Origin of the sequence: Sphingomonas oligoaromativorans (assembly GCF_011762195.1) — a bacterium.
Classification (GTDB): Bacteria; Pseudomonadota; Alphaproteobacteria; order Sphingomonadales; family Sphingomonadaceae; genus Solisphingomonas; species Solisphingomonas oligoaromativorans.
Map to the genome: position 1 here is coordinate 56,074 of NZ_JAASQK010000005.1, position 21,870 is coordinate 77,943.

The 21,870-nt window shown below is 68.9% G+C and carries 19 protein-coding genes; 2 read left to right on the forward strand and 17 right to left on the reverse strand.

Features of this window, described 5'->3' with window-relative positions:
- Positions 1 to 115: 115 nt before the first annotated feature.
- The 17 genes from ftsA to FHS98_RS11090 all read right to left on the reverse strand — a co-directional run bounded on the left by ftsA (position 116) and on the right by FHS98_RS11090 (position 18,874).
- Positions 116 to 1,378 (reverse strand): cell division protein FtsA, encoded by a 1,263-nt coding sequence (gene ftsA / locus FHS98_RS11010; protein WP_167104417.1) that lies wholly within the window; start codon positions 1,376 to 1,378, stop codon positions 116 to 118.
- Positions 1,379 to 1,392: 14 nt separating this feature from the next.
- Positions 1,393 to 2,334 (reverse strand): cell division protein FtsQ/DivIB, encoded by a 942-nt coding sequence (locus FHS98_RS11015; RefSeq protein WP_167104420.1) that lies wholly within the window; start codon positions 2,332 to 2,334, stop codon positions 1,393 to 1,395.
- On the reverse strand, positions 2,331 to 3,332 hold the full coding sequence (locus FHS98_RS11020; RefSeq protein ID WP_167104423.1) for a D-alanine--D-alanine ligase: 1,002 nt from the start codon (positions 3,330 to 3,332) through the stop codon (positions 2,331 to 2,333). The genes FHS98_RS11015 and FHS98_RS11020 overlap by 4 nt, the downstream gene beginning before the upstream one ends.
- Positions 3,299 to 4,198, reverse strand: a complete 900-nt coding sequence (gene murB / locus FHS98_RS11025) for a UDP-N-acetylmuramate dehydrogenase (RefSeq protein WP_341786053.1) — start codon at positions 4,196 to 4,198, stop codon at positions 3,299 to 3,301. Before murB ends, FHS98_RS11020 begins: the two co-directional genes overlap by 34 nt.
- The gene (gene murC, locus FHS98_RS11030) at positions 4,195 to 5,622 is read right to left on the reverse strand and encodes a UDP-N-acetylmuramate--L-alanine ligase (RefSeq protein ID WP_167104426.1); all 1,428 of its coding nucleotides are present in this window, start codon (positions 5,620 to 5,622) and stop codon (positions 4,195 to 4,197) included. Before murC ends, murB begins: the two co-directional genes overlap by 4 nt.
- Positions 5,619 to 6,773, reverse strand: coding sequence for an undecaprenyldiphospho-muramoylpentapeptide beta-N-acetylglucosaminyltransferase (gene murG, locus FHS98_RS11035; RefSeq protein WP_167104429.1), 1,155 nt, complete (start codon positions 6,771 to 6,773; stop codon positions 5,619 to 5,621). Before murG ends, murC begins: the two co-directional genes overlap by 4 nt.
- On the reverse strand, positions 6,770 to 7,993 hold the full coding sequence (locus tag FHS98_RS11040) for a peptidoglycan glycosyltransferase FtsW (protein WP_208402212.1): 1,224 nt from the start codon (positions 7,991 to 7,993) through the stop codon (positions 6,770 to 6,772). Before FHS98_RS11040 ends, murG begins: the two co-directional genes overlap by 4 nt.
- Positions 7,993 to 9,354, reverse strand: a complete 1,362-nt coding sequence (murD, locus tag FHS98_RS11045) for a UDP-N-acetylmuramoyl-L-alanine--D-glutamate ligase (protein WP_167104432.1) — start codon at positions 9,352 to 9,354, stop codon at positions 7,993 to 7,995. The genes FHS98_RS11040 and murD overlap by 1 nt, the downstream gene beginning before the upstream one ends.
- The gene (gene mraY, locus FHS98_RS11050) at positions 9,351 to 10,421 is read right to left on the reverse strand and encodes a phospho-N-acetylmuramoyl-pentapeptide-transferase (protein ID WP_167104435.1); all 1,071 of its coding nucleotides are present in this window, start codon (positions 10,419 to 10,421) and stop codon (positions 9,351 to 9,353) included. The genes murD and mraY overlap by 4 nt, the downstream gene beginning before the upstream one ends.
- Positions 10,421 to 11,791, reverse strand: a complete 1,371-nt coding sequence (locus tag FHS98_RS11055; protein ID WP_167104438.1) for a UDP-N-acetylmuramoyl-tripeptide--D-alanyl-D-alanine ligase — start codon at positions 11,789 to 11,791, stop codon at positions 10,421 to 10,423. The genes mraY and FHS98_RS11055 overlap by 1 nt, the downstream gene beginning before the upstream one ends.
- Complete coding sequence (locus tag FHS98_RS11060) at positions 11,788 to 13,233, reverse strand: UDP-N-acetylmuramoyl-L-alanyl-D-glutamate--2,6-diaminopimelate ligase (RefSeq protein WP_167104442.1); 1,446 nt, start codon at positions 13,231 to 13,233, stop codon at positions 11,788 to 11,790. Before FHS98_RS11060 ends, FHS98_RS11055 begins: the two co-directional genes overlap by 4 nt.
- 10 nt (positions 13,234 to 13,243) lie before the next feature.
- Positions 13,244 to 14,998, reverse strand: a complete 1,755-nt coding sequence (locus FHS98_RS11065) for a peptidoglycan D,D-transpeptidase FtsI family protein (protein ID WP_167104445.1) — start codon at positions 14,996 to 14,998, stop codon at positions 13,244 to 13,246.
- A complete protein-coding gene (locus tag FHS98_RS11070) occupies positions 14,995 to 15,546 on the reverse strand; it encodes a hypothetical protein (protein ID WP_167104448.1) in 552 nt (183 codons plus the stop codon). Before FHS98_RS11070 ends, FHS98_RS11065 begins: the two co-directional genes overlap by 4 nt.
- Complete coding sequence (rsmH, locus tag FHS98_RS11075; protein WP_167104451.1) at positions 15,543 to 16,550, reverse strand: 16S rRNA (cytosine(1402)-N(4))-methyltransferase RsmH; 1,008 nt, start codon at positions 16,548 to 16,550, stop codon at positions 15,543 to 15,545. Before rsmH ends, FHS98_RS11070 begins: the two co-directional genes overlap by 4 nt.
- The gene (locus tag FHS98_RS11080; protein ID WP_167104454.1) at positions 16,547 to 17,053 is read right to left on the reverse strand and encodes a division/cell wall cluster transcriptional repressor MraZ; all 507 of its coding nucleotides are present in this window, start codon (positions 17,051 to 17,053) and stop codon (positions 16,547 to 16,549) included. Before FHS98_RS11080 ends, rsmH begins: the two co-directional genes overlap by 4 nt.
- Before the next feature lie 397 nt (positions 17,054 to 17,450).
- A complete protein-coding gene (locus FHS98_RS18680; RefSeq protein ID WP_208402213.1) occupies positions 17,451 to 17,858 on the reverse strand; it encodes a hypothetical protein in 408 nt (135 codons plus the stop codon).
- Positions 17,859 to 17,878: 20 nt separating this feature from the next.
- Positions 17,879 to 18,874: a cysteine synthase A gene (locus FHS98_RS11090; protein ID WP_167104457.1), complete on the reverse strand. Its 996-nt coding sequence runs from the start codon at positions 18,872 to 18,874 to the stop codon at positions 17,879 to 17,881.
- Between the two features lie 192 nt (positions 18,875 to 19,066).
- Between FHS98_RS11090 and FHS98_RS11095 the strand changes: the two genes are divergently transcribed.
- Positions 19,067 to 19,474, forward strand: a complete 408-nt coding sequence (locus FHS98_RS11095) for a hypothetical protein (RefSeq protein WP_208402214.1) — start codon at positions 19,067 to 19,069, stop codon at positions 19,472 to 19,474.
- Positions 19,475 to 19,574: 100 nt separating this feature from the next.
- Entirely contained in the window at positions 19,575 to 21,818 is a 2,244-nt protein-coding gene (gene purL, locus FHS98_RS11100; protein WP_167104460.1) for a phosphoribosylformylglycinamidine synthase subunit PurL, read from the forward strand.
- The last annotated feature ends 52 nt before the right edge of the window (positions 21,819 to 21,870 follow it).

Sequence of the window (21,870 nt, forward strand, 5' to 3'; positions counted from 1 at the left end):
ACTCCCCGAACGCCCGGAATGCCCCAAAACACCTATCGCGGGCCGATTCTGCCAAATCCCGTACTCGGACGCACGCAAAAAGACTAACAATCCACATATTTCTCAGGCGAGCCGTTCAATATCCGCTCCTGAACGCCGCGATCAGCCGGTTCACCAGCCCCGTCGGCGTCACGCGCTCGGGCATGGGCCGTGTCGGATCGGCGCCGCGCAGGTCCATCGGATTGGACGACGCATAGAGCGCCAGCCCCGACAGCGTGGCGAAGGCCGGCCCGGCATGGGCCTCCGGCAGCCCCGCCAGCCCGCGCGGCCGGCCGATCCTGACGGCCCGGCCGAGCACGCCCTGGATATAATCGGCAATGCCCTTCAGCTCTGCCCCGCCACCGGTCAGCACGATCTGCCGGCCGACCGGCCCGGCGAAACCGAGCTGCTTCAGCGCCGCCGCGATGTCGCCCGAGAGCAGGTCGAGCCGCTGGCGGATCACCGAGATGAGCTGCGCGCGGGTGATGCGCTGCGGCTCCGTCCCCTCCTCGCCGCCGGCCATCGGCGCGACATCGATCATGTCGTGATTGTCGCGGGGCGAGGTGGTGGCGGAGCCGTAGAAGCACTTGATCCGCTCTGCCTGCGAGCGGCGCGTGCCGAAGGCGGAGGCGATGTCGTCGGTGATGTCGGAGCCGCCATAGGGGATCGCCGCCAGCCCGACGAGCATCCCGCCCGCGAACAGCGAGACGTTGGTGACGCCCGCGCCCAGCTCGACCAGCGCGACGCCCAGTTCCCGTTCCTCGTCGGAGAGACAGGCGAGCCCCGTCGCGATCGGTGCCGCCACGATCGACTTCACCGCCAGATGCGCCGAGCGCACCGACAGGTCGAGGTTGCGCACCGGCGAGGCGTCGGCGGCGATGACGTGGATGTCCACGCCCAGCTTGTCGGCATGGAGGCCGAGCGGCTTCTTGACGCCGCGCACATCGTCGAGCGTGTAGAGCGTCGGCTGTGCGTGCAGCACCATGCGCCCTTCCGGGTCGATCGAGTTGCGCCCGGCGTCGAGCAGGTCGTCGATGTCGCTCTGCTCGATGCGATGGCCGCCCAGCTCGACCTCGACCGAGGCCACGCGGCTGACCAGCCCGCCCGCCGAGAAGCCGACCCACGCCTCCTCGATGTTCACGCCCGCGATGCGCTCGGCCTGCTCCACCGCCTCGCGGATCGCGACCTCGGTGCGCTCCATGTCGGCGATATAGCCGCGGCGCACGCCCCGGCTCTCGCGCTGGCCGGTGCCGAGCACGGTCAGTTCGCCCCCGTCGCTCTTCTCCGCGATCAGCGCGCAGACCTTGGAAGAGCCGATATCGAGAGCGGTGATGAGTTTTTCGTTGCGTCCCTGCGCCATTTGCCCCCCGGCCCTCAGATCGCGTCCGTGCCGGCGGGCGCCGGCGGCGGAACGGTCGAGGGATCGGTCACCTCATGGCCCGGCTCCTTGGAGACGCGAACCACGAACTTGCCCGGTATTCTCATGTCGAAATGCACGAAGCCCTGCCCCAGCAGGCGCGCGGCCTGATCCATGCGATCGAACTTGGTATAGGCCGTCCTGGCGGCGTCATCGCCTTCGGGCAGCGACAGCGTCTCGCCCGACTGGAAGCGGATGTCCCAGCGGCGCATCCCCACCCAGGTCGCGCCCGCCAGCATGGGCTTGAGGCGCGGCGCCGCGTCGATCAGCGCGGAGAGCTGCGTGGCCTGGCTGTTGGCGCCGGGGCCGACCACGACCGGCAGATCCGGCATCGCGTGCGGATCGACCGACTGGAGAACGACGCCGTCCTTGTCGATCAGGCTGAGCTTGCCCTGATACTGCCAGATCGCCGCCGGCTGGCGCTCCACCACGTCGACCACCAGCGTATCCGGCAGGCGGCGAGAGACGCGCGCATCGGCCACCCAGCCGAACTGGAGCAACTTGCGGCGGATTTCACCGAGATCGAGCAGCGGCATCGCGGTCGAGGTCTGGTCCAGCGCCACCGAATAGACCGGCAGCCGATCCATATGATGGATGCCCTGAATCTCGACGCGCTTCACGGCGAAGCCAGCCTTGCCGACCAGCTCGCCGGCTTCCGTGCCCGCCATCTGCGGCAGGCCGAGATAGAAGAGCCCGCCGATCGCCGCGACGCCCGCCGCCAGCCATGCCAGCTTCTGGCCGAGGCGCAGAAGCTGCTCCGCGGGAACGGGGATGGTCGCCAGCGCCTTGCCCGTCATCTTGCGAGCGCGCGCATTGGCGGCGGCGGCACCGCGCCGCGCCGCCGTCGGCCGCTTGTGTCGCGGCTGCGCGCCTCGCCTGATCCGGGCCTGTCCGCTCACGCCTTCGTCCCCCGATCCAGCGCCTTGCGCTCCAACGCCTCCTCGATCAGGCGCTGCACAAGCGCCTCATAGCTCATGCCGACATGCCGCGCCTGCTCCGGCACGAGGCTGAGCGGCGTCATGCCGGGCTGGGTGTTGACCTCCAGCAGATAGAGGCCCGCCTCGCCTTGGGTGTCGTCCCAGCGGAAATCCGAGCGCGAGCAGCCATGGCAACCGAGCAGGCGATGCGCCTCCGCGGCCATCCGCATCGCGGCTTCCGCGATGTCCGCCGGGATTTCGGCCGGGCAGACATGAGTGGTGATGCCGTCGGTATATTTGTGCTCGTAGTCGTAGAAGCCGCTGTCGATCTTCAGCTCGGTGACGGCGAGCGCGCGCGGGCCGTCCTTCTCGTCGAGCACGGCGACGGTCAGCTCCTTGCCGGCGACGAAGGGCTCGGCGAGCAGATGGTCGAAATGCTTCCACGGCCCCTCGGCCTCGCGGGCGATCGGGTTGCCATAGTTGCTGGCGTCGGTGACGATCGCGACGCCGACCGAGCTGCCCTCGTTGACAGGTTTCAGCACATAGGGACGGGGCAGCGGATCGCCTGCGTAGAGGCTCTCGCTCGATACCACCTTGCCCGCCGGCATACGGATGCCGTGGGGGACGAGCGCCTGCTTGGTCAGCTCCTTGTCGATCGCGATGACCGAGGTGGTGAGGCCCGAATGCGTATAGGCGAGGCCCATGATGTCGAGCATCCCCTGCACCGAGCCATCCTCGCCGGGTGTTCCGTGCAGCGCGTTGAACACGACATCGGGGGCAGCCAGCGTCAGCTTGGCGGCGATGTCGCGCTCCATGTCGATCGCGACGACGCGATGGCCGAGATTGTCGAGCGCCTTGGCCACGCCGCGCCCGGACGAAAGCGACACCTCGCGCTCCGCCGACCAGCCGCCCATCAGGACGGCGACGTGAAAAGGCTTCACGTCGCTCACTTCGCCACACCCACGCGCTGAATCTCCCATTCCAGTTCGACGCCGGACTGCGCCTTCACGCGTCGGCGGACTTCCTCGCCCAGTGCCTCGATGTCGGCGGAGCTTGCTGAACCGAGGTTGAGCAGGAAGTTGCAATGCTTCTCCGACACCTGCGCCTCGCCGACCGTGAGCCCGCGGCACCCCGCCGCATCGACCAGCGCCCAGGCCTTGTGCCCTTGCGGATTCTTGAAGGTCGAGCCGCCGGTCCTGGAGCGGAGCGGCTGGCTGGCCTCGCGCTCGGCGGCGATGCGGTCCATCTCGGCCTGAACGGCGGCCGGATCGCCGGGAATGCCCCGGAAGGTCGCCGAGACGACGATCGCGCCCTCGGGCAGTTCGCTGTGGCGATAGGTGTAGCCGAGATCGCCGAGCGCCAGCGTCCGCCGCTCGCCCGAGCGCAGCACGACCTCGGCTTCGACGAGGATGTCCTTCACCTCGCGTCCATAAGCGCCGCCGTTCATCCGCACGAAGCCGCCGACCGTGCCGGGGATTGAGCGCAGAAACTCCACGCCCGCGATCCCTGCATCGCGCGCCGCCGAGGAGACGAGGATGCCGCTCGCCCCGCCACCGCATTTCAGCGTCGTGGCGTCGATCCGTTCGACCTGCGCGAACGCCTTGCCGAGGCGCACCACCACGCCCGACACGCCGCCGTCGCGCACGATCATGTTGGAGCCGAGCCCCAGCCCCATCACCGGCACCGCCGGATCGAGATCGGCGAGGAAGCCGCACAGATCGTCGATGTCCTTGGGCTCGAACAGCCATTCCGCCGCGCCGCCCGACTTGAACCAGACGAGCGGCGCCAGCGGCGCCTGCTTCGTCAGGCGCCCGGCGGCTTTGGGCAAGAGGGCGAGTTCGCTCACTCGGCCGTCTCCGCGACCTTGCTGCGCTCCGCCTCGATGGCGGTGGCGAGGCCGGCGGCCCACTTGGTGATGTCGCCAGCACCGAGGCAGATCACCATATCGTCGGGCTTGAGCATGCCCGCCAGTTCCTTCGCCAGCGCATCTGCGCCCGCGATCTCACCCGCCGAACGGTGGCCGCGCATACGCAGGCCCGCCGCAAGCGCAGCGGCGTCGACGCCCTCGATCGGCTGCTCGCCCGCCGGATAGACCGGGGCGACATACACGATGTCGGCGTCGTTGAACGCCTGCTGGAAGTCATCCATCAGGTCGCGCAGGCGGGTGAAGCGGTGCGGCTGGACGACCGCGATCACGCGACCCTGCGCCCCCTCGCGCGCGGCGGAGAGCACGGCGCGGATCTCGACCGGGTGGTGGCCATAATCGTCGATGACGATCGCCCCGCCGACTTCACCCACCTTGGTGAAGCGCCGCTTGACGCCGCCGAACTTGGCGAAGCCGGTCTTGATGACCTCGTCCTTGACGCCCAGCTCCAGCGCCACGCCGATCGCAGCCAGCGCGTTGGAGACGTTGTGGCGGCCCGGCATCGGCATCTCGACGCCCTCGATCGAGCGGCTGGTGCCGTCGCGGTGGCGGATGATGACCTCGAAGCGGTTGCCGCCCGGGATCGGGGTCACGTTGACCGCGCGGACGTCGGCCTGCGCCGAGAAACCATAGGTCACGACCCGGCGATCGCGGACGCGCGGGATCAGCTTCTGCACCTCGGGATGATCGAGGCAGAGCAGCGCCGCGCCGTAGAAGGGCACATTCTCGATGAACTCGACGAACGCATCCTTCACCGCATCGAACGAGCCGTAGTGATCGAGATGCTCGGGATCGATGTTGGTGACAATGGCATAGGTGCCGTCGAGGCGGAGGAAGCTGCCGTCGCTCTCGTCGGCCTCGACGACCATCCAGTCGCTCGCGCCGAGGCGGGCGTTCGAGCCATAGCTGTTGATGATGCCGCCGTTGATGACGGTCGGGTCCACCCCACCCGCGTCGAGCAGCGCCGCCACCATCGAGGTGGTGGTCGTCTTGCCGTGCGTGCCGGCCACCGCGACGGTGGACTTCAGGCGCATCAGCTCGGCCAGCATTTCCGCGCGGCGGACGACGGGGATGCGTTCCTCCAGCGCCTTCTCCACCTCGGGATTGCCGCGCTTGATCGCGGTCGAGGTGACGACCACTGCCGCGTCGCCCAGATTGGCGGCGTCATGGCCGATCATCACCTTGATGCCGCGCTTGCGCAGGCCCTCGACGACATAGCCCTCGGCCACGTCGGAGCCCTGCACGGAATAGCCGAGATTGTGCATCACCTCGGCGATGCCCGACATGCCGATGCCGCCGATGCCGATGAAATGGATGGTCCCGATGTCGGTGGCGACGCCCTTCACGCGAATGCTTCCTTGAGATCTGAAGTGGGTTGGATCGGAGCCGCAGTCGGCCCGCTGAGATTTTCGACGAGGTCGGCCAGGTCCGACGTCGCATTGGGGTAGCCGGCCTCGCGGGCACGGCGGGCTGCATTTTCGAGGGCGCCCGGTTCGAGCGCCATCTTCTGCATCTGCTTGGCGAGTTCCACCGGGGTGAAGCGCGCCTGCGGGATCGAGCGCGCCCCGCCGGATGCCGCCATCTCGCGCGCATTGGCGGTCTGGTGGTCGTCCATGGCGGAGGGCAGCGGCACGAGGATGGCGGGGCGACCGGCGGCGGTCAGCTCCGCGATGCTCGACGCGCCCGAGCGGCCGACGAAGAGATGCGCCCAGCCCAGCCGCTCGGGCAGATCGCCGAGATAGGTGGCGAGATCGGCCGGGATGTCCAGCTCCGCATAGCGCGCGCGGACCTTGTCGATGTCCTCGGGCCGGCACTGCTGCGTCACCTGCAAGCGCTGGCGCAGCACGATCGGGAGCAGCCCCAGCGCATCGGGCACCACGGTCGAGAGCACCGACGCGCCCTGCGAGCCGCCCGTCACCAGCAGGCGGAAGATGCCGTCTTCGGAAAGCGGCGGATAAGGTTGGTCGCGCAGCGCGAGAATCTCGGCGCGGACGGGATTGCCGACCACGATCGGCTCGACACCGTTCGGCACGCGATCGACCTGATGATAGGCCGTCGCCAGCGCATCGACGCGGCGCGCGAGCAGGCGGTTGACGCGGCCCAGCACGGCGTTCTGCTCATGGAGCGCGGTCGGCACCTTGAGCGACAGCGCGGCGAGCAGGGTCGGGAGCGCGGGATAGCCGCCGAAGCCCACGACGGCCGCGGGCTCGAACCCGCGGATCAGCGCGCGCGCCGCTTTCCGGCCGCGCCAGATGCCGCCCGCCGCCTTGATCCAGCCGAGGATGCCGCCACCGAGCCGACCGGCCGGCAGGACATGCACGTCCACGCCGTCGAACAGGCCGGGGATCTTCGCCCCCCGCGCGTCCGTCACCAGCGCGACCTTATGGCCACGGCGCATCAGCTCCTCGGCCAGCGCGTGGGCGGGAATCATGTGTCCGCCGGTGCCGCCGGCAGCCAGCAGGAAACGACGTCTGATCTGGGCGGGCGTGTGGCTCACCGGCTCTGGTTCCATGTCACGACATAGGGGGAGCGCGAGAGATACGGGTTCCGGCGCGTGAACGCCAGCAGCAGTCCAAAGCCCATCGACAGCGCCACCATTGACGAGCCGCCATAGGAGATGAACGGCAGCGTCATGCCCTTGGACGGCGCGAGCTGGACGTTCACCGCCATGTTGATGATCGCCTGCGCGCCGAACTGGGTGGCGAGGCCGGCGCCGGCGAGCAGGATGAACGTATCCTCCTCGTCGAGCAGCTTCACGAACACGCGCACGAGGATCGCCACATAGATCAGCGCGATGGCGAGGCAGGCGATCAGGCCGAACTCCTCGCCGATCACCGAGAAGATGTAATCGGTGTGCGGCTCGGGCAGCTTGAACTTCATCGTGCCGGCGCCCGGCCCGGTGCCGAACAGGCCGCCATGCATCAGCGTGCGGCGGGCCGAATCCACCTGATAGGTGTCGCCCGACTGGAAGAGGAAGTTGTTGATGCGCAGAGTCGCCACCGGATAGAAGAGATAGGCCGCGACCACCGCCGCCACGCCCAGCCCCGCCAGCGCCGCCAGCCCCTTCAGCGGCGCGCCCGAGAGCGTCAGCAGCGCCGTCCACATCAGCAGGAAGATGACCGTCTGGCCGAAATCCGGCTGCTTCATCAGGCAGGCGGCGATGAAGCCCGTGGCGAGGAAGCTGAGCGGCACGACCGGCAGCGTGCGGTCATGCTGCTTCAAGGACAGCAGCCAGGCCATCGCCACGACATAAAGCGGCTTCAGGAACTCCGACGGCTGAATCTGCAACCCGCCGACGCCGAGCCAGCGCCGCGCGCCGTTCACCTGATGGCCGATGAAGGGCGTCAGCATCAACGCCACCACGAACACCGCCGCCCCGATCAGGCAGAGCCGCCGCGCCAGATCCTTGGGCAGCATCGAGACGACGAACATCACCGGCACGCCGATGGCGAGCCAGATGCACTGCCGGTAGAAATAATAGAGCGGCGGGAACTGCACCGCGCCATCCGAATAGCGCACGCCCGCGGCCGGCGAGGCGGCGGCCACCGCGATCAGGCCGATGCCGATCAGCACCGTCACCAGCGCGAGCAGGACGAGATCGATCTCCCAGAACCAGCGGCCCAGCGCCGAGCGATCCGCCCGGCCGAGGCGCGGGGCCTTGCCGTTGCGGAGCTTGCCCTTGCGGCTGCTCGTCGTGGTGACCGCATCCATCTTCATCAGCGCGCCTCCAGCCCGGCCACGGCGACGCGGAAGGCCTCGCCCCGTGCCTCATAATCGCTGAACTGATCGTAGGAGGCGCAGGCCGGCGACAGCAGCACCGTCTCGCCTAGGCGCGCCACGTTCGCCGCCTGCCTCACCGCGCTTTCCAGCGTGCCGCAATTGGTGGCGTGGATACCGGCTTCGAGCAGGATCTTCTCGAACAGCTCGGCCGATTCGCCGATCGTATAGGCCGCGACGACATGGCCATAGAAGGGCTTGCAGGCGTCCAGATCGTCCGTCTTGCGGCGGCCGCCGAGTATCCAGTGGATGCGCGGATAGGCGCCGAGCGCGGGCGCCGCCGACGTGGCGTTGGTGGCCTTGCTGTCGTTGACGTAGAGCACGCCGCCGATCTCGGCCACGCGTTCCATGCGGTGCGGCAGGCCGGGATAGGTCTCCAGAGCGCGCTGAATCACCGCCTTGGTGATGCGCAGCGCCCGCGCGACGGCCACCGCCACCGCGACGTTCTGTGCGTTGTGCGGCCCCTGGAGCGCCGGCCAGGCGGACTGGTCCTTCACCGTGCCCGCCGTCACCTCGACCACCGTCGGCCCGGTCGCGGGCATCGGCATCGGGATCGCCGAGCCCAGCATCCCTTCCATCGCCAGCGGCAGCGCGGGCGGCGTGGAGAGGCGTTCGGCCAGCGCGCGCGTCTCGTCGTCGTCGATGGCGATCACGGCCACCTGCCCCGGCTGCTGCATCGCGAACAGCCGCGCCTTGGAGGCGGCATAGCCTCCGAAGCCATCATAGCGATCGAGATGATCCGGCGTGATGTTGGTGATGACCGCCACGTCGCAGGCAAGGCTGTGCGTCAGGTCGATCTGGAAGCTCGACAGCTCCAGCACATAGACGCCACCCGCCGGCAGAGGCTCCTGCCCGAGGATGGGAAGCCCGATATTGCCGCCCATCGTCGCCGGCACGCCCGCCGTCTTCAGGATATGGTGGATGAGCGCGGTGGTGGTCGACTTGCCGTTGGTGCCGGTGATGCCGACCACCTTGTGCTGGGGCAGCGAGGCGCGCGCCATGGCGAACAGCTCGATATCGCCGATCACCGGCACGCCCGCTTCCTTCGCGCGGGCCGCGATCGGATGCGTGTTGAGCGGCACCCCCGGCGAGACGACGATGCCCGCGAAGCCCGCAAGATCGATCTTCATCGGATCGCCGAGCTTCGCGCCCGCCGGCACGATGGCGCGCGCTTCCTCGCGGCTGTCCCACGCGGTGATGCTGGCGCCGCTCTCGACGAGCGTACGCACCGTCGCGAGGCCGGAGCGCGCGAGCCCCAGCACCGCAAAGCGCTTCCCCCAGAAGGCGGGCGAGACGATCACCGGAGCTTCAACGTGGCGAGGCCGGCCAGCGCCAGCACGAAGGCGATGATCCAGAAGCGGATCACCACGGTCGGCTCGGACCAGCCGATCTGCTCGAAATGATGGTGGATGGGGGCCATCTTGAACACCCGCTTGCCGGTGCGCTTGTAGAAGAACACCTGGATGATGACGCTCATCGCCTCGACCACGAACAGGCCGCCGACGATCCCCAGCACGATCTCGTGATGCGCCACCACCGCGATGGTGCCGAGCGCGCCGCCGAGCGCGAGGCTGCCGGTGTCGCCCATGAAGACGGCGGCCGGCGGCGCGTTGAACCACAGGAAGGCAAGGCCCGCCCCGATGATCGCCGCGCAGATCAGCGTCAGCTCGCCCGCGCCCGGCACATGCGGGATGCCCAGATAGGTCGCGAACTTCGCGTTGCCCACGAGGTATGAGATCACGAAGAAGGCGAGGCAGGCGATGATGACCGGCATGGTCGCGAGGCCGTCGAGCCCGTCCGTCAGGTTCACCGCATTGCCGAACGACACGATCGTGAAGGCGGCGAACGGGACATAGAACCAGCCCAGATCGATCACCGGCCCGTTGTAGAAGGGCAGGTAGAGATGGGTGTTGCCCATGTTGATGATGAGATAGCTGGCGATGCCCGCGATCAGGAACTCGGCCGCAAGGCGCGCCTTGCCGGACACGCCCTTGGTCGAGCGCTTCTTCACCTTGTCGTAATCGTCGAGGAAGCCGATCGCGCCGAAGCCCAGCGTCACGAACAGCACCGCCCAGGTGTAGCGGTTGGTGAGGTCCATCCACAGCAGCATCGAGACGACGAGGCTGGTCAGGATCATCAGCCCGCCCATCGTCGGCGTGCCGCGCTTGGCGAGGTGGCTCTGCGGGCCGTCGGTGCGGATCGGCTGACCCTTGCCCTGCCGGATGCGCAGCCAGCCGATGAAGCGCGGCCCGATGATGAGGCCGAGGAACAGCGCCGTCAGCGCCGCCGCGCCCGCGCGGAAGGTGATGTAGCGCACCAGATTGAGCGCGTGGGGAAAACCCAGATATTCGGCGATCAGATACAGCATTAGGCGATTTCCCCCGCCAGCGCCTGAACGACGCGCGCGAGCCCGATGGCGTTGGAACCTTTGACGAGCACCGCGTCACCGGGGCGGAGCATCTCCGCCAGCCGGTCCTTCGCGGTTGCAGCGTCGGCGACATGCGCGACATCCATGTGGCCCGCAAGCGATTCGGCCAGCGGGGCCATGCCCTCGCCGACGAGGATCACGGCCTGCGCCTGCGCCTCGATCAGCGGCTGGGCGAGCGCCGCATGATAGCCGGCCGATCCGTCGCCCAGCTCGCGCATCTCGCCGAGCAGCGCGATGCGGCGGGTGGCCTTCTCCTGCCCCAGTTCGCGGATGGTCGCGGCCATGGAGGCGGGGTTGGCGTTGTAGCTCTCGTCGATCAGCAGCGCCTCGCCGCCTTCCAGCGGGACGGTCCGGCGCGCGCCCCGGCCGGGAAGCCCCGCCATCTCGCCGAGCGCGAGCCCGGCGGCGGCGAGATCGCCCCCCACCGCCTCGACCGCCGCCAGCACCGCCAGCGCGTTCGACACCCAATGCTCGCCGGGCAGCCCGATCGTGCAGGTGAGGTTGCCCTTGGGCAGCGTGACGTTGACCAGCGTTCCGGCCGCGCTGCGCACCGCCTCGGTCGCGCGGACATCGGCGCCGACGCCGCGCCCGAAGGTGACGATATGCGCCGCATAAGGCTCGGCCGCCGCGATCAGCCGATCCCGGTGCGGGCTGTCGAAGGGAACGATCGCGGTGCCGCCGAGTTCGAGGCCGCGGAAGATCTCGCCCTTGGCGTCGGCAATCGCCTCCTCGCCCGAGAAGAAGGCCGAATGCGCCGGCGCGATCGCCGTCACCAGCGCGACATGCGGGCGGACGAGCCTCGTCAGCGCATCCAGCTCGCCGGCATGGTTCATGCCCATCTCGAACACGCCGAAGCGCATCCCCGCCGGCATCCGCGCGAGGCTGAGCGGCACGCCGACATGGTTGTTGTAGCTCTTCACCGAACGATGCGCGCGGCCGGGCACGGCGCGGTCGAGGGCGGCGAACAGCGCCTCCTTGGTGCCCGTTTTGCCCACCGATCCGGTGACGCCGATGATCTTCGCCTCCGTCCGCGCCCGCGACGCGGCACCGAGCGCATTCAGGGCGACGGTCGTATCCGCGACGAGGATGTACGGACCATCCGCCGGCTCGGACACCAGCACGCCCGCCGCGCCCTGCCCGAAGGCCTGCGCCACGAAGCGATGACCGTCGGTCGCCTCACCCTTCAACGCAACGAACAGGTCGCCGGGGCCGACTTCGCGCGAGTCATAGGCGACGCCCGAAATGGCGAAGTCGCCCGACGCCTTGCCGCCGGTTGCGGCCGCAACGGTGGCGGAGGTCCAGAGGCTCATGCCGCGGCCTCGCGCGCGACGGCCACGTCGTCGAACGGCAGCACGAGATCGCCGACGATCTGGCCCGTCTCATGGCCCTTGCCGGCGATGAGCACGATATCGCCTTCGCCCGCCTCGGCGATGGCGGCGGCGATGGCGGAGCGACGATCGCCAATCTCGCGGGCGCCGGGCGCCGCCGCCATGATCGCCGAGCGGATCGAGGCCGGGTCTTCGGTGCGTGGATTGTCGTCGGTGACGATGGCGACGTCCGCCATCTTCGCGGCGATCGCGCCCATCTCGGGGCGCTTGCCGGTGTCGCGATCCCCGCCCGCGCCGAACACGACGATCAGCCGATCCTTCGCATGGGGCTTGAGCGCCTCGATCGCGGCCTGGAGACCGTCCGGCGTGTGGGCGTAATCGACATAGACTGGCGCGCCCTTCGCCGTGATGACCGCGCGTTCGAGACGGCCGCGCACCGGCTGGAGCCGCGACACGCCCGCCAACACGTCGGCGAGCTTGCCGCCCGTCGCCAGTGCGAAACCGGCGGCGACCAGCGCGTTCGCCGCCTGATAGGCGCCGATCAGCGGCAGGTTGACCTTGTGCGCCTTGCCCTCCGCCTCAATCATCAGAAGCTGGCCGAGCTGGGTCGGCTGGCGATCGACGAGCTTCAGCGTCTCCCCCTTGGTGCCGACGCTGATGAGCTTGAGCCCCCGCTCCCGCGCGATCTCGCTGACACGCGAGGAGGCCGGATCGTCCGCCCACACCACCGCCGTGCCGTCGCGATCCACCACCTCGCTGAACAGACGGAGCTTGGCCTCGAGATAGGCCTCCATCGTGCCGTGATAATCGAGATGATCGCGCGTGAGATTGGTGAACGCGGCGACGCGGACCGGCAATCCCTCGGTGCGGAACTGGGCGAGGCCGTGGCTGGACGCCTCGAACGCGGCGTGGGTGATGCCCTCCTTCCGCAGCCCGGCCATGTTGGAGAGGAAGGTCACGATGTCAGGCGTGGTGAGCCCGGTCGAGACCTGCTGGGCGTGCCCCTCGCTGTCGGTGGTGGTGACGCCGAGCGTGCCGATCGAGGCGGCCGAATGGCCCTGCATCCGCCAGAGCTGGCGGGTCAGCTCGACCGTCGAGGTCTTGCCGTTGGTGCCGGTGACGGCGACCACCGTCTCCGGGAAGGGCGCGAAGAAATGCGCCGCGATCCGGGCGAACGCGCGGCGCGGCTCGGCGGCCGCGATGTGCAGCGCGCCCGGCGGCACGTTCGCCTCGGGCCGCGCGACGATGGCGACGGCCCCGGCCTGCACAGCGCCGTCGATGAAATCCTCGCCGTTGCGGACCACGCCGCGGAAGGCGCCGAAGATCGTCCCCGGCGCCACCTTGCGATGATCGATCGCGCAGCCTGTCACCCGTGCCTCGCCCTCAGGGCCGGACAGTCCTTCGATCAATTCGCCCAGTTTCATGCCTTCGATCTCAGTCCTTGTCGTGTGCCGCCGCGGCGGCGCCGGTCAATGCGGCCTTCTTTGCCTTGTCGGGCCGCCAGAGCAGCGGCAGCAACTCGCTTTCGTCGACATCGTGCCGCTCGTCGGGGATCACGCCCAGCAACGGCCCGATCCGCGCCACCGTGTGCGCGATGGCGGGGCCGACCACCCAGGCCGCCGTCGTGAAGCCGAACGTGTCTTTCGTGCCATGCGGGCTGTCGAGCGTCATCATGATGACATAGCGCGGATCGTCCATCGGGAAGACGCCCGCAAAGGTCGAGACGTTCAGCTTGTGGTTGTAGCCGCCGCCCTGCGCCACCTCGGCCGTGCCCGTCTTGCCACCGAGCCGGAAGCCGGGAACATCCGCCTTCTTGCCGGTGCCATCCGCCACGGGCAGCACGACGAGGCGCAGCAACTGCCGCACGCGCGCGCTGGTCGCCTCGGAGATGACGCGATGGCCTTCGGGCACGGGATTGTCCGGCCCGCGCTTGAGCAGCGTCGCGGGGTGATAGACGCCGCCGTTGACCAGCGCGGCATAGGCGATGGCGAGGTTGAGCGGCGTCACGGCGATGCCATGGCCGAAGCCGACGGTCATCACCGTGGTGCGCCCCCAATAGGTTGGCCACAGCGGCCGCGCAGAGGCAGTCAATTCCACGGCCGGCGGCTTATCGAAGCCGAGCTTCTTGAACATCGCCACCTCGCGATCCTTGCCGAGCTCATCGGCGATGCGGGCGGTCACGATGTTTGACGACAGCACCATCATCTCCGGCACGTTCAGCCAGCGATTGGCGGGATGGTCGTCATGGATCTTGTAGCGGCCGATCTGGAGCGGCTGGGTCGCGTCATATTTCTTCGTCATCGACGTGACCACGCCGCTGTCGATGGCGTTGGCGATGGTGATCGCCTTGAAGGTGGAGCCCAGCTCATACACCGACTGGGTGGCGTTGTTCTTCAACGCCGCGATCGGCGTCGCGCCCGGATCGTTGGGATTGAAGGTCGGGAACGAGGTCATCGCGATCACCTCGCCCGTCCGCACGTCGAGCACGAGGCCCTCGCCGCCCGCCGCGGTGAACTTCTGCACGGCGGCGCCCAGCTCCGCCTCCATCGCCGCCTGCACGCGGCTGTCGATCGACAGCGCCACCGGGGTGCCGCGCTTGTTCGGATCGAGCAGGCGGTTGTTCAGTACCTTCTCCATGCCGAACACGCCCCGGCCGTCGATGTCGGTCCAGCCGAGCACATGGGCGGCGAGCGTGGTCTGCGGATAGAGGCGCTCCGGCTCGCGGGCGAGCGCGATGGCGGGCTCGCCGATCGTGTTGACCTCGGCCACCAGCTCAGGCGTCGCGCGGCGGCGCAGATAGATGAAGTTCTTGTTCGACTTCAGCATCGCATAATAATCGGCGACGCTGTGCTCGGGCATCACGGCGGCGAGCTTCTTCGCCACCTCCATCGGATCGTTGACGAGCTGCTTCGGATGCAGGCCGATCGACCAGGCCTGGATGGTGCGCGCCAGCGGCACGCCGTTGCGGTCCACGATGTCGCCCCGCGCCGGCAGCAGGCCGTCGGCGGCCGGCGTGGAGGGCGCGCTGCCCGCAAAGATCGATATCCACAGCAGGCGGAGCGCGATCACGCCGACCACGCCCAGGAACAGCAGCATCACCACCATCAGGCGGAAATGAACAAGCGCCAGCGATTGCTGGCGCTGACCGGCGAGCCGGACCCTGTCTGGGCGCGTGACGGTTGCGGTCACGGCCGCCGCGTCTTCGCGCCCGTGTCGAGATACGCCATCCGCGAAGCCCCGCCCAGCGCGTCGGACGCCGGGCGGCGCAGCGCCACATGGCGCAGCACCGGCTGCTGATCCGCCGGCGCGTCCAGATCGAGCGACACCGAATGCACCAGCCGCGTCGCCGGCGCGTCGGTCACGCGACGATAGGCCACCTGCGCCACGGCGGCGGGCGCCTGAAGACCGGATGCGTCGGCGACGGCCACGGCGGACGCCGCGACGGCAGGGGTGGCAAGGCTGGCAAGCTGCATCTCACCCGCCAGATACTGGTGTGCCTTGGGGGCGGTCAACGACAGCACGTCGGCGTTCCACCGCTCCAACTGCACAAGCCGGCTCCGCGTGTTCAATTCGGTCTGGAGCGAGCGGATGTCCTCGCGGGCCGCCACCACGCGGCGGGTGAGCTGATCGACCTGCGCCCGCTCCGCCGCCACGCGGAGCGAGACAAGGTAGCAGCCGAGCGCCGCGACTGCGACGCTGGCGACCCATCCCACGGTGCGGAAACGTGTCGCGATCATGATCTTGCTCCTCGGCGGGCGGCGCTGCTGCGGCCGGGCTTCGCCTGGCGGGTGGGTGCCTGGGGTTCCGCAGGCCAGGCCGGCGCTGCGGTGCGGTGCGCGGCGCGCAAAGTCGCCGAGCGGGAACGCGGGTTACGGGTAAGCTCAAGCGCACTGGCACGGATGCCACGCGACACGGACTCGAAGCTGGGCGCGGGGCCTTGCGCCGCCGCCGGCATATGGCGCGAGCCGGCCGGCGCGGGCTTGCCGCGCGCATTGAGGAAGCGCTTCACCATGCGGTCCTCGAGGCTGTGGAAGCTCACCACCGCGAGACGCCCGCCGGGCGCGAGCAGCGATTCGGCGCCGGCCAGCCCCTCGTCCAGCTCGTCCAGCTCGCGGTTGAGGTGGATGCGGATCGCCTGGAAGGTGCGGGTCGCCGGGTCTTTCGGCATCCCCGGATGATGGCCGACCGCGCGGCGCACGACCTCGGCCAGCTCGCCGGTGCGCGTCAGCGGACGCGCCGCGACGATCGCGCGGGCGATACGGCGCGCGCGGGTTTCCTCGCCATAGATGTAGAGGACATCGGCGATCTCGGCCTCGTCGGCCTCGTTCACGAAGTCGGCGGCGCTGGTGCCGGCCTGCTCCATCCGCATGTCCAGCGGCCCGTCGCCCTGGAAGGAAAAGCCGCGCGCGGCCTGATCGAGCTGCATGGACGATACGCCGATATCGAGCGTCACGCCGTCCACCTGCTCCACGCCGCGCGCGGCCAGTGTCTGGAACATCCGGGAAAAACGCTCCGCAACCAGTACGAGCCTGCCCCCGCTCTCCGCCTCCAGCGCGCGGCCGTTGGCGATGGCGTCGGGATCTCTGTCGAACGCGAACACGCGCGCGGCCCCCGCGGCGAGGATCGCCCGCGTGTAGCCGCCCGCGCCGAAGGTGCCGTCGACGATCGTGTCGCCCGGCTTCACCGCCAGCGCGTCCATCACCTCGTCGAGAAGCACGGGGATGTGGGGAGCGTCGGTCATGCCGGGATGCCTCGCTCCTTGAGGAGGAAGGCCAGCGTCTTGCGGTTACGCGAGCCGTCCGGGAAGGCGGCGAGCGCCTTCACCGGGTTCCAGATCTGGAAGGACGAACCCGCGCCGAGGAAGAAGGCCAGATCCTCGATCTCGCCGACCGCGCGCAGCATGGGGGAGAGCACCATGCGGCCGGCGCCGTCGAACTTCACGGCTTCGAGGCTGCCGAAGGCATCGACGCGAGCCTCCTCCAGCGCGGAGAGGCGCTCGGCGGCGGGCAGGTCGGCGACGCCGTCGCGAAGCTGCTGGTCGAATTCGGCCGAGGCGACGGCGTCGAGCGCGGTCAGGCAATGCCCGCTCGAATGCTCGCCGATCATCAGCGTGTTGTCGGGATCGAGAGCGTTCCTGAGCGCGCGCTTTTCGATGAGCGAGCGGAACCCGGCGGGCACGGACACCCGTCCCTTCGCGTCCACCGCGTTCAGCGCATGGCCCTGAAAGAGATGGCCGATGTCCAAGCTCTGCCCCGATCGGCGACGGCCTCGCCCCGTCCCCCTTCCACGATCCCGATGACCCCCGCTCCCCGACGGCCCCCTCGCGGACGACGTGGGAGTATCATGGGTGAGACATGGGTTTCAATACCACTGCATGGGTATCTCTGTGCATTTCCTGGGCAGCTCTGGCCGAAGGACTGGTGATGAAAGTGCGGAAAACCGCGCTTATTCCGCGTTTGTTCTTGCGATAAGCCTGTGGATAACTTCGTTGATTACAATCTTCGTCCACAGGCGGCTGGGCGCCCGAATCCGGCTCAAGCGGCGGAATCGGGCGCGAATCTCCGGGGGCCGGCCATGGAAACCCATGCCGTCCCGTGACTCGGATGTGGATAAGAGCGGGGCCGGAGCGGCCCGCCAGGCCTCAGCCCCGCGGCGCGGGGGGAGCCTCATGGTGCGTGGCGGCGGCCGTCGGGACGCCGGCGGCGGGCGCCTGCTGCGGCGCCGGAAGGATGGGCGCCGGGGGCGATAGGGTGGGGATGGCCTTGCCGGGCTGGGCCGGCGTCGCCGCCTTGGGCATGTTGCCGCCGGGCGCCACGCCCAGTTCGGCCAGCGGCTCCTTGGGCTGCTCGTCGCTCGCGGCCATGTTGGAGGCGACCGCACCATTGGCGAGCCGCGCCCCGTGCTGGTCGTCCTGCCCGAGCAGATTGAAGATCGAGGCCGCCAGCAATGTCAGCAGGAACACCGCGGCGAGGCCGGTCAGCCCCACGCGGACGCGCTGGATGATCGCGTCACGCTGCTCTCGGGCGGGGGCGCCTTCCTCTTCGGCCATGCCCCCTTCTATCGCAGGCTTCACCGGCGCTCCAGCCAGGACGGGACTTCGAAACCCTTCGCGCGCAGCCAGTCCGGGTTCGACAGCGTCGAGAGATAGCGCATTCCCGAATCGCACAGCATCGTCACCACCGTTTTGTCGGGGCCGAGCTGCTTCGCCAGCTCCACGGCGCCCGCGACGTTGATGCCGGAGGACAGGCCGATATGGAGCCCCTCCTCGGTCAGCAGCCGGTGGACCCAGCGCAGCCCCGCCTCGTCGGAGACGCGGAACTGCGTGTCGACCGGCGCGCCGTCGAGATTGGCGGTGATGCGGCTCTGGCCGATCCCCTCGGCTACCGAATTGCCCTCGGCGCGCAATTCCCCGCAGGCGTAATAATTATAAAGCGAGGCGCCATGCGGATCGGTGAGCGCGATCGTCACATCCTCACGATATTCCTTGAGGCCGAGCCCCACGCCCGCCAGCGTGCCGCCGGTGCCGGCCGCGCAGGTGAAGCCGTCCACCCTGCCCTCGGTCTGCGCCCAGATCTCGCGCGCGGTGGTGCGGATATGGGCCATGCGGTTGGCGGTGTTGTCGAATTGGTTTGACCAGAAGCCGCCCTCCGTCTCCTCCGCGATTCGGCGGGAGGTGTGGACGTAGTGGGCGGGATTCGAATAGGCCGTCGGCGGCACCTCGACCAGTTCGGCGCCGAGCGCGCGCAGCGTGTCCTTCTTTTCCTGGCTCTGCGTCTCGGGGATGACGATGATGGTGCGATAGCCCTTGGCGTTCGCCACCAGCGCCAGGCCGATGCCGGTATTGCCGGCCGTGCCCTCGACGATCGTGCCGCCGGCCTTCAGCAGGCCCCGCGCCTCGGCATCCTCGACGATGAAGAGGGCCGCACGGTCCTTCACCGAGCCGCCGGGGTTCATGAACTCGCACTTGGCGAGAATCTCGCACCCGGTCTCCGCACTGGGGCCAGCGAGACGGACGAGCGGCGTATTGCCGATCAGCGAGAGCGCATCGGACGCAACCTTGGTCATCGGCTGGACATAGGCGGCGGCAGGCGCGGCCGCAACGGAGCTTTGCTTGACGCGGGCCAAGAGGTTCAGCATGTCATGCATGAAATATGTGTCACGCCGCCCGATTCCGGGACGTTGGCGGCCGTAAATTTGTGGTATCCGACCACAAGTGGCTTGACCTGAGCGGCGACGTTCGGAATCAGCGTTGACGCTATGCGAACCCCCCTCCTTCCCCTCCGCGCCGCGCCGGCCCTCTCGGGCCTGCTCTTCCTTGCCCTTGCCGCCTGCAACAGCCAGCCCGAGAATATCGTGGTCGGCCCGCAGGACGACATGAAGGCGGAACTCGCCGCCGCCAAGCCGGTCGAGCTGCCGCCTTCCATCCAGGCCACCAAGACGTTCCGCTGCAAGGACAACAGCGTCGTCTATGTGGATTTCTATTCGGACGGCAAGAGCGCCGGCCTGCACCTGAAGAAGAACACGATCGCCAACATCCTGCGGGCGCCGGCGGCCGGCCAGCCGATGGTCGCCGATGGCGGTTACGAGCTGACGGGCAGCGCGTCCGCCTCGACCATTTCGCTCACGGTTCCGGGCAAGCCGAAGCAGGATTGCGACAGCAACTGATCGCATCGCCCGCGTTTCGGGAACAATCAAACGGGCCGGCGGCATCCCCGCCGGCCTTTTTCTTTGCCCGGAAGCCCGCCGCGCGCTATCGGGCCGGGCCATGACCGACGCCACCGCCATCACCCCCGAAGTCGTCGCCCAGCACGGGCTTTCCCCGGAAGAATATGAGCGCGTCCTCAACGCGCTCGGCCGAGAGCCCAATCTCACGGAGCTGGGCATCTTCTCGGTGATGTGGTCGGAGCATTGCTCCTACAAGTCGAGCCGCCTTCATCTGAAGAAGCTGCCGACCAAAGGCCCGCAGGTGATCTGCGGCCCCGGCGAGAATGCCGGCGTGATCGACATCGGCGACGGACAGGCCGCCATCTTCAAGATGGAGAGCCACAACCACCCCAGCTACATCGAGCCCTATCAGGGCGCGGCCACCGGCGTCGGCGGCATCCTGCGCGACGTGTTCACCATGGGCGCCCGCCCGGTCGCCAACATGAACGCGCTGCGATTCGGCCGGCCCGACCACCCCAAGATGCGCCACCTGATCGCCGGCGTCGTCCACGGCATCGGCGGCTACGGCAACTGCGTCGGCGTGCCGACCGTCGGCGGCGAGACCAATTTCGACAAGGCTTATGACGGCAACATCCTCGTCAACGCGATGACGGTTGGCGTCGCGGATACCGACAAGATCTTCTATTCGGCCGCCTCCGGCGTCGGCAATCCGATCGTCTATGTCGGCTCCAAGACCGGCCGCGACGGCATCCATGGCGCGACCATGGCCTCCGCCGACTTCGACGAGGATTCGGAAGAGAAGCGCCCGACCGTGCAGGTCGGCGATCCCTTCACCGAGAAGCTCCTCATCGAAGCCTGCCTCGAACTGATGGCGTCCGACGCGATCGTCGCCATTCAGGACATGGGCGCCGCCGGCCTCACCTCCTCCTCGGTCGAGATGGCGTCCAAGGGCGGCGTCGGCATCGAGCTGGACATGAACAAGGTGCCCCAGCGCGAAGTGGGCATGACCCCCTATGAGATGATGCTGTCGGAGAGCCAGGAGCGGATGCTCATGGTGCTCAAGCCCGGCCGCGAAGCCTTCGCCGAAGCCATCTTCCGCAAATGGGAGCTGGACTTCGCCGTGATCGGCACCGTCACCGACACCGGCCGCATGGTGCTGACCTTCAACGGCGAGACGGTGTGCGACATCCCGCTCGGCCCGCTGGCCGACGACGCCCCGCTCTACGATCGCCCCTGGGTGAAGACCGAGGCCCCCGCCCCGCTCGCCCAGACCTTCGAATCGAAGGACATCGCAGCCGATCTCGTGACGCTGATGGGCTCGGCCGATCTCGCCTCGCGCCGCTGGATCTGGGAGCAGTATGACCACATGGTCGGTGCCGACACCGTGCAGCGCCCCGGCGGCGACGCGGCGGTGGTGCGCGTCCACGGCACCCAGAAGGGCCTCGCGATCAGCACCGACTGCACCCCGCGCTATTGCTATGCGGACCCGTTCGAGGGCGGCAAGCAGGCGATCGCGGAATGCTATCGCAACATCTCGGCCGTCGGCGCGCTCCCGCTCGCCACGACCGACTGCATGAACTTCGGCAACCCGCAGCGCCCGGAGATCATGGGCCAGTTCGTGGGCTGCATCGAGGGCATGGCCGAAGCCTGCGCCGCGCTCGACTTCCCGATCGTCTCGGGCAACGTCTCGCTCTACAACGAGACGAAGGGCGAGGACGGCACCGGCTCGGCGATCCTGCCGACGCCTGCGATCGGCGGCGTCGGCCTGCTCGCAGACTGGACGAAGTCCGCCACCATCGCCTTCAAGGCCGAGGGCGAGGAAGTCTTCCTACTCTGCCATTCGCACAGCCATCTCGGCCAGTCGCTGTGGCTGCGCGAGATCGCCGGCCTCGACGGCCGCGACGCCGGCCCGGCCCCGTCGGTCGACCTCAAGGCCGAGAAGGCGGCGGGCGAACTGGTCCGTGGCCTCATCAACGACGGCCTCGTCTCCGCCGTGCATGACTGCTCGGACGGCGGCGTCGCGGTTGCCGTCGCGGAGATGGCGCTGGCGTCGAACATCGGCGTCACCGTGCCCGTCGTGGCCGATGCGCCCGCGCCCACCGGCCTGCTCTTCGGCGAGGACCAGGGCCGCTACATCGTCACCACCACCGACCCCGAAGCGCTCCGCAAGCGCGCCGAGGCGGCGGGCGTCAACTGCATCGCGATCGGCGTGACCGGCGGCAACGCGGTGGCGTTCGACCTCGTCGGGCGCGGCGGCGTCTCCTCGGTGGCGCTGGCGGACCTCCGCCGCGCGCATGAGGGCTTCTTCCCGACGCTGATGGGTGCCGACGCCGCGCTCGCCTGATGGCGCGGATTGACGCGGCGGTCGTCTTGCAGTCGTCTGTGCGCGCTTCGAC